The following is an 8,158-nucleotide window of genomic DNA, read 5'->3' on the forward strand; positions in this document are numbered from 1 at the left end:
TGTTCAGGTGCTATTTCAATTTCTAATCCTTCTATATCTTCTGTAATTGGAATTTGACATCCTAATCTAGAATTATCTTTTACATGATAGGCTTCCCAAAGCATCGCTTCTTCATCAGGATTGCGTTTCAACGAAATAACATCGTTTAATATATAGCACTGGCACGAAGCACACATTGCCATTCCACCACAAACACCAACGGTTCCTTCTTCTGCTAATTCATAGGAACGAATCAACTCCATGATGTTCATGTTCATGTCGGTTGGAGCTAACACTTCATGTCTTACTCCGTTTCTGTCGGTTATGAAAATGGTTACGTCTTGTGGCATTTTTTTGTATAATGTATATTGTTTTGCTGTATATTGTATTTTTGATACTACCTACTTTCTTTCTGACCACTGAATACTAAACTATTCTATCGATTTTACAACGGCTTTTTCTGCTTCTTTTCTGGTGCCATCAAAACCATCTACTCCAGAAACAGTAGTGTATTTCAACACATAACGTTTTCCAGGATTGATTCTGTTGTACACACTTTGGCACATTAATGTAGCTTCATGAAAACCACATAAAATTAATTTTAATTTTCCGGGATAGATATTTACATCCCCGATGGCATAAATTCCGTCGATATTGGTTTGATAATCTAAGGCATTATTTACTTTGATAGCATTCTTTTCAATATCTAAGCCCCAGTTGGCAATAGCGCCAAGTTTTGGTGTCAAACCAAATAGCGGAATAAAATAATCGGTTTTAAAATCTTCTAAAACCCCACCTCTATCTAACGTAATACTCTCAACATGATGTTCGCCCTGAATTCCTACCACTTCGGCAGAAGTGATTAATTTAATTTTTCCCGCTGCTTTTAATTCCTGTACTTTTTCAACCGAATCTAAAGCCCCACGAAATTCATTTCTTCGATGCACCAAGGTAACTTTTTTAGCAACATCCGAAAGAAAAATACTCCAATCTAAAGCAGAATCTCCACCGCCTGCAATTACAATTTCTTTATCTCTAAATAATTCTGGGTCTTTTACAAAATATTCCACCCCTTTTTCTTCATAAAATGAAATATTTTCAAGGGCTGGTTTTCTTGGTTCAAAAGTTCCTAAACCGCCCGCAATTGCGACTGCTTTAGCGTGATGTTTTGTGCCTTTATTTGTAGTAACGATAAAAGTTCCGTCGTCTAATTTTTCAATGGTTTCAGCAGTTTCTGATAATGTAAAACCTGGTTGAAATTGTTTAATTTGTTCCATTAAATTGGTAACCAATTCGCCCGCTAAAACTTCTGGATAACCCGGAATATCAAAAATGGGTTTTTTAGGATATAGTTCCGCTAATTGTCCGCCCGGTTGAGGAAGTGCATCAATAATATGACATTTTAATTGTAGCAATCCTGCTTCAAAAACAGTAAAAAGCCCAGTAGGACCTGCACCAATAATTAATATATCTGTTTCAATCATTACAATTACGTCTTAATGTAAAAAGTCCAAAGTCTACTATAAAGCTTTCTGATATTTAGCTTTTAAACTTTCGACTAATGACTATTTAATATTTTCTACTGTTTCAATTTGTGGTACATACTTTTTAATGGTAGTTTCAACTCCGGCTTTCATGGTACTAATACTGAAATTACAACTGGTACAAGTGCCTTCTAATCGAACCTTAACATGCTTATCATCAATAATTTCAATCAATGAAATGTTTCCTCCATCAGAATTCAAGAAAGGGCGAATTTCTTCTAACGCTTTTTCCACGTTTTCTTTAATTTCAACTGTTGTCATAGTTATTTTCCTTTAACAGCAGAACATCCTGCCATTGTTGTTATTTTGATTGCTTCTGTGGGAGCCAAATTTTCATTACGCTTAACTGTTTCTTGCACTACATTTCTAGTAATAGTTTCAAAAATAGATTCTAATACTGAAGCCGTTTGTAATGCTGCTGGTCGGCCATAATCTCCAGCTTCGCGAATACTTTGCACTAACGGAACCTCCCCTAATAAAGGCACTTGTAAATCAGCGGCCAAATTTTTTGCACCTTCTTTTCCAAAGATATAATATTTATTTTCTGGGAGTTCTTCGGGAGTAAAATAAGCCATATTTTCAATAATTCCCAAAACAGGAACATTTATTGCATCAGATAAAAACATGGATACTCCTTTTTTAGCATCGGCTAAGGCTACAGCTTGTGGAGTACTCACAACTACTGCACCGGTAATTGGCAACGATTGCATAATAGATAAATGGATGTCGCCTGTTCCTGGAGGCAAATCAATTAACATGAAGTCTAATTCGCCCCAATTTGCATCAAAAATCATTTGGTTTAGAGCTTTAGCAGCCATTGGCCCTCTCCAAATTACCGCTTGATCGGGTTTGGTAAAAAATCCGATGGATAAAATTTCAACGCCATAACTAGAAATGGGTTGCATTTTTGATTTTCCATCTACTTCAATTGAAATTGGTTTTGCCGACTCCACATCAAACATAATCGGCATCGATGGACCATAAATATCGGCGTCTAAAACGCCTACTTTGAATCCCATTTTTGCTAACGAAACTGCTAAATTTGCTGTAATAGTTGATTTTCCAACCCCTCCTTTACCAGAAGCTACTGCAATAATATTTGAAATCCCTGGAATGGCTTTTCCTTTTATTAAATTAGGATTTTCAGGTTTTTCTGGCGCTTCAACTTTGATATTGACTTTAACTTTGGCTTTTTCATACACTTTTTCGTGAATGACTTTAATAATATCTACCTCAGCTCGTTTCTTAATATGTAGTGCTGGCGTTGTTAAAAGTAAGTCTACTACCACCTCATCACCAAAAGTAATTACATTTTGAATGGCACCACTTTCCACCATATTTTTCCCTTCTCCTGCAACCGTAATGGTTTCTAATGCGGTAAGTATCTCTTTTCTATCTAGTTTCATTTTTATTCAGACTGATTTTAGATTGCAAAGATAGTAATATGTTTATGAGTTTTAAAACAACATTTGCTTAAAGTTAAAACTAACAATTGTTAAATAATACTAAAGTTGGTTTGGATCCCAAAAACATTTTTCAAAGTCGATAATTTGATTGTTTTCAACTTTTATTCCTTCGCTTTCTAGCAGTTGTTGCATGAGGTTTGTCCCGTCAAAATGGTGCTTGCCCGAAAGTAAGCCATTTCTGTTTACAACACGATGGGCGGGTACATCTTCTAAATGATGAGAAGCATTCATTGCCCAACCAACCATTCTTGCAGAGCGGGCAGTTCCCAAAACTTTTGCTATTGCGCCATATGAAGTAACTTTGCCGTATGGAATTTGGCGAACAATAGCATAAACGCGTTCGAAAAAATTATCAGTATTCGAAGAATTTTTCATTGTTGAAAGTAGATTTTATAAACAGACGATAGGGCAACAATTCCGGTTAATAAAGCAATAAAAAAATTGATGTTTTGAACTATAAAAGTTAATTTATGTTCAATTTTTTTAAAATATAGTGCATACAGATAAAAGACAAAATAGGTTCCTAAAGCCGCCGCTAAAGAAAAGATAGTAATTGAAATTACATCATAAACAAACCAATCTTTTGATGCCATCATTAAACTAGTAAACGCATACCATGGAATAGCAAACATATTTAAAGAAGACATGATCAAACCATATATAAATCGGTTGTTTTTAGTTTCAATAGTCACCTTTATTTTTTTATTACTTTTTGCTTTACATCCCATTATGATAAAAGCAATCGTTAATCCGATAAAAATAAAGGTGCCTATTTTTTTTAATCCTTCGCTAAAAAAAGGATGCGCATCTAAAAATTTAGCAAAATATGTGCCTAAAAATGCTTGAATAAAAACTACTGCAACTGCTCCAAAAGCAAAGTTTAAGGCCTGTTTCTGACTCTCTTTAACACTAATTTTAGCAATAGTCATATTTAACATCCCCGGAATGATAATTCCGATTATGGAAAAGAAAAGACCAAATACTAGTGCTAAAGCAAACATCATAAAATTGTATTATTTTATGTTAAATTGAATATAAGTAATGGGTTTATTGACTTCTAAATATTGGCTTTCGTAAAATGTTTGAATTTCTGTAACTTCTGCAGGAGCTCCTTCGTTTTTATAAACAGTATGGTTGGCATAAAGCACTTCATGACCAGCGCCGTGTAACAACCCTAGTGTATAACCATGCATGAATTCGGAATCTGTTTTTAAATGCATTAACCCATTTGGTTTGAGAATTTTTTTATAATTTTCGAGAAAAGTAGCATTAGTCATTCGATGCTTGGTTCGTTTGTATTTGATTTGCGGATCGGGAAAAGTAATCCAAATTTCCGAAACTTCATTTTGGGCAAAACAATGTTCAATTAACTCAATTTGTGTACGCAGAAAGGCTACATTGTGCAATCCGTTTTCAACGGATGTTTTAGCGCCTCGCCAAAAACGTGCTCCTTTAATATCGATACCGATAAAATTTTTATTTGGACTTCGTTCGGCTAAACCCACAGAATATTCACCTTTTCCACAACCTAATTCTAAAACTATAGGATGTTCATTTTTAAAGAAATCACTATTCCATTTTCCTTTTAACGGAAATTGATTTGAAACGACTTCTTCTCTTGTTGGTTGAAAAACATTTTGGAATGTTTCGTTTTCTTTGAATCGCTTTAATTTATTTTTACTTCCCACGCTTTTTTCAATTTTAGGCAAAATTAAGGTAAATAATCATTATTTGAAATAATGTTTTAATAATGTTAAAGTAACTCAAACTAAATATAGTTTTTATTGATTTGTAAAAACTAATATTTTGAAAAAAAGAAAAGTAGATCTTGTAGTTATCTCTGATGTTCATTTAGGGACTTATGGATGTCATGCAAAAGAATTGTTAGCTTATTTATCTTCTGTAAAACCCAAAACCTTAGTTCTAAACGGTGATATTATTGATATCTGGCAATTTAGAAAATCATATTTTCCTGCAACCCATCTTAATGTAATAAAAAAAATCATTTCCATGAGTACAAAAGGAACTAGAGTATATTACATAACAGGAAATCATGACGAATTTTTAAGAAAATTTACCGATCTTAATTTAGGTAATATTAATTTAGTAGATAAACTAGTTATAGAACTCCATAAAAAAAAGGCTTGGATTTTTCACGGTGATGTATTTGATGCTTCGATCACTCATGCCAAATGGCTTGCAAAATTAGGCGGTTGGGGTTATGATCTTTTAATTTTAATTAATCGATTTATTAATTGGATCCTTGCAAGATTTAACAAAGAGCCTTATTCCTTGTCAAAAAAAATAAAAAGCAATGTAAAATCGGCGGTTAAATTTATTTCAAATTTCGAAAATGTTTGTACTGAATTAGCCATTGAAAATAAATTTGATTATGTAATTTGTGGTCATATACACGAACCAAAAATTGAAACAATTAAAAACGAAAAAGGTGAAACACTGTATTTAAATTCGGGCGATTGGATAGAAAACTTAACCGCTTTAGAGTATCATAAAAAACAATGGAAACTGTATCGCCATGACGTAAATGCCATAGCTGTAGTGGAAGAATATGATTTTGAACGAGAAAATAAGTTGGCCGAAGAATTTATTTCCATTCTTAAATAATCAAAATGAAAAAAAATATACTTGTTGCTCCCTTAAATTGGGGTTTAGGTCACGCTACTCGATGTATTCCAATAATTAAAGCTTTGGAGGAAAACAATTTTAATCCGGTTATAGCTTCAGACGGTGTTGCCTTAGCGCTATTAAAAAAAGAATTTCCGCATTTGGTTTCTGTTGAATTGCCTCCCTATGATATCTCCTATGCCGAAAAAGGGAAAAATTTTAAATGGAAATTATTGGCACAAATGCCAAAAATGTTTAAAGCAGTTTATAACGAAAGAAAAATAGTAAATCAAATTATTGAAAAACATGCAATTGATGGAATCATTTCAGATAATCGACTAGGTGTTTATTCTCAAAAAATTCCTTCTATTTTTATGACCCACCAATTAAATGTATTGTCTGGTAATACTTCATGGTTTACAACTAAAATACACTCAAAATTTATTTCAAAATTTAATCAGTGTTGGGTTCCCGATAGCGATTCTGATTCTAATTTAACTGGAAAATTAGGTCATTTAAAAAAACCATTAAAAAATGTAACCTATATTGGTCCGTTGAGTAGATTTGAGAAAAGGAGAAGGAAAAAAGTGTTTGATTTAATGGTTATTTTATCGGGTCCTGAACCACAAAGAACATTCTTAGAGCAAAAAATAATAAAGGAACTAGATTCTTATACAGGAAACGTGGTTTTTATAAAAGGTGTCGTTCAAGAAAAACAAACCAGCCATACACAAAATCATATTACCTATTACAATTTTATGAATTCTGAGCAATTAGAAAATACTTTTAACCAAAGTGAAAAAGTACTTTGTCGTTCTGGATATACTACAGTGATGGATTTGGCTAAATTAGGTAAAAAAGCGTTTTTTATTCCCACTCCAGGTCAATACGAGCAAGAATATTTGGCAGAAAAATATAAAATGGAAGGTATTGCACCTTGTTGTAATCAAGAAGAATTTACAATTGATCAACTCTTGACTATTGAAAACTATAATGGATTAGAGAATTTTTCAACAGAAATAAACTGGAATTATTTATTCCGCCTTTTCTAATGTAAATGAAAATTCAGAACCTTTTCCAAACTCACTTTCTACATTTATTTTTTCATTGTGGCGTTCAATGATGTGTTTCACAATGGCTAGTCCAAGACCGGATCCTCCTTCGCTTCTTGCGCCGCTTTTGTCTACGCGATAAAAACGTTCAAACAACCTAGGTATGTGATGGTTTTCAATTCCTTCACCATTATCAATTACTTTAATGATGACTTTATTATTGACAAAATCTTCAATACTCACTTCGGTAGTGCCATTTTCTTTGCCATATTTAATAGAGTTTTCAACTAAATTGGTTACTACTTGCTGAATTTTTTCTAAATCGGCCACGACTTTAATTGGTCGAACATATTTCATATCAAAAGTGAGCAAAATATTCTTTTTGGAAGCCCTCATTTCAAGCAGATCCAATACATTTTGAATCACATCTACAATATTAAATTCTGAAGTTTCTATACCTAGTGTATCCAATTCTAATTTGGTGATCATGTCTAAATCGTTCACAATATACACCAAGCGTTCTACTCCTTTTTCAGCTCTTTGAAGGTATTTTTTTCGGATATTTTTATCGTCCATCGCACCATCTAAAAGGGTTAGAATATACCCTTGAACCGTAAATAATGGTGTTTTTAATTCGTGAGATACATTACCTAAAAATTCTCTTCGATATTCTTCTCTCACTTTTAGTGATTCAATCTCCATTTTTTTATCCAGAGCAAATTTTTGTACTTCACTGGTTAGTGTTTCCATATCGGTGGTAATGGATTGATTTCTAAAATCGGTATTGTCTAATAAAGACACATCGTCATATATTTTCTTTACTCTTTTGTAAATAAAATTTTCAACGCGGTATTGTAACACAAAGAATGAAAAAATAGATAGTGATAGAATAAATAGCAGTATGTATAACAGCGGTAATTGCAATAAAAAATAATTAACTATGGCTAAAAAGCCAAAAGAAAAAAGAGCAATATAGAAGGATGATTTTATTGCAAACTTGTATGATTTTTTAAATTTTAGGGTCATTAAAATTCAATTTTATAACCTACTCCTTTAATGGTTTTAAAAAAATCATCACCAATTTTTTCTCGTAATTTTCGAATATGAACATCAATAGTTCTTCCACCTACAACCACTTCATTACCCCAAACCTTATCTAAAATTTCTTCTCTTGTAAATACTTTGCCCGGTTTAGTAGCTAATAAATAAAACAATTCAAATTCTTTACGCGGTAAAATTATTTCTTTTCCGTTATTGACAATTTTATATTCTTCACGATTAATTTCAATATTACCTACATTTAAAGTAGTGCTTGTTTTGGTGTCATCTTTCAATCTTCTTAATAATGCCTTAACCTTGCTTACCAATACTTTCGGTTTGATAGGTTTTGTAATGTAATCATCGGCACCCGCATCAAAACCGGCTACTTGAGAATAATCTTCTGAACGAGCCGTTAAAAAAGTAATTATTGTATTCTGAAGTTCTGGAATTT

11 protein-coding genes are annotated in these 8,158 nt (G+C 32.6%); 2 read left to right on the forward strand and 9 right to left on the reverse strand.

Annotation, left to right across the window (positions count from 1 at the left end):
- The 7 genes from ACIQZC_RS07355 to trmB form a co-directional block, all read right to left on the reverse strand.
- The coding region (locus tag ACIQZC_RS07355; RefSeq protein ID WP_396138588.1) for a ferredoxin at positions 1-329 on the reverse strand (329 nt) is incomplete at its 3' end.
- 81 nt (positions 330-410) lie between these two features.
- Positions 411-1,463, reverse strand: a complete 1,053-nt coding sequence (locus tag ACIQZC_RS07360) for an NAD(P)/FAD-dependent oxidoreductase (RefSeq protein WP_396138589.1) — start codon at positions 1,461-1,463, stop codon at positions 411-413.
- An 81-nt stretch (positions 1,464-1,544) separates the two neighbouring features.
- On the reverse strand, positions 1,545-1,784 hold the full coding sequence (locus ACIQZC_RS07365) for a NifU family protein (RefSeq protein ID WP_396138590.1): 240 nt from the start codon (positions 1,782-1,784) through the stop codon (positions 1,545-1,547).
- A 2-nt stretch (positions 1,785-1,786) separates the two neighbouring features.
- On the reverse strand, positions 1,787-2,929 hold the full coding sequence (locus ACIQZC_RS07370; protein ID WP_396138591.1) for a P-loop NTPase: 1,143 nt from the start codon (positions 2,927-2,929) through the stop codon (positions 1,787-1,789).
- 99 nt (positions 2,930-3,028) lie between these two features.
- Positions 3,029-3,364 (reverse strand): MGMT family protein, encoded by a 336-nt coding sequence (locus ACIQZC_RS07375; RefSeq protein ID WP_396138592.1) that lies wholly within the window; start codon positions 3,362-3,364, stop codon positions 3,029-3,031.
- The gene (locus tag ACIQZC_RS07380; protein ID WP_396138593.1) at positions 3,361-3,993 is read right to left on the reverse strand and encodes a LysE family transporter; all 633 of its coding nucleotides are present in this window, start codon (positions 3,991-3,993) and stop codon (positions 3,361-3,363) included. The genes ACIQZC_RS07375 and ACIQZC_RS07380 overlap by 4 nt, the downstream gene beginning before the upstream one ends.
- A gap of 9 nt (positions 3,994-4,002) precedes the next feature.
- The gene (gene trmB / locus ACIQZC_RS07385; RefSeq protein ID WP_396138598.1) at positions 4,003-4,677 is read right to left on the reverse strand and encodes a tRNA (guanosine(46)-N7)-methyltransferase TrmB; all 675 of its coding nucleotides are present in this window, start codon (positions 4,675-4,677) and stop codon (positions 4,003-4,005) included.
- A 118-nt stretch (positions 4,678-4,795) separates the two neighbouring features.
- Between trmB and ACIQZC_RS07390 the strand changes: the two genes are divergently transcribed.
- Positions 4,796-5,614, forward strand: coding sequence for a UDP-2,3-diacylglucosamine diphosphatase (locus ACIQZC_RS07390; protein WP_396138594.1), 819 nt, complete (start codon positions 4,796-4,798; stop codon positions 5,612-5,614).
- A 5-nt stretch (positions 5,615-5,619) separates the two neighbouring features.
- Entirely contained in the window at positions 5,620-6,666 is a 1,047-nt protein-coding gene (locus ACIQZC_RS07395) for a glycosyltransferase (protein ID WP_396138595.1), read from the forward strand.
- Here ACIQZC_RS07395 and ACIQZC_RS07400 read toward each other — a convergent pair.
- Complete coding sequence (locus ACIQZC_RS07400) at positions 6,649-7,692, reverse strand: sensor histidine kinase (protein ID WP_396138596.1); 1,044 nt, start codon at positions 7,690-7,692, stop codon at positions 6,649-6,651. The two genes, ACIQZC_RS07395 and ACIQZC_RS07400, sit on opposite strands and share 18 nt — an antisense overlap.
- The coding region (locus tag ACIQZC_RS07405) for a winged helix-turn-helix domain-containing protein (protein ID WP_396138597.1) at positions 7,692-8,158 on the reverse strand (467 nt) is incomplete at its 5' end. The genes ACIQZC_RS07405 and ACIQZC_RS07400, both read right to left, overlap by 1 nt.

The sequence above is a fragment of the Flavobacterium sp. genome (genome assembly GCF_044338735.1).
Lineage (GTDB): Bacteria > Bacteroidota > Bacteroidia > Flavobacteriales > Flavobacteriaceae > Flavobacterium.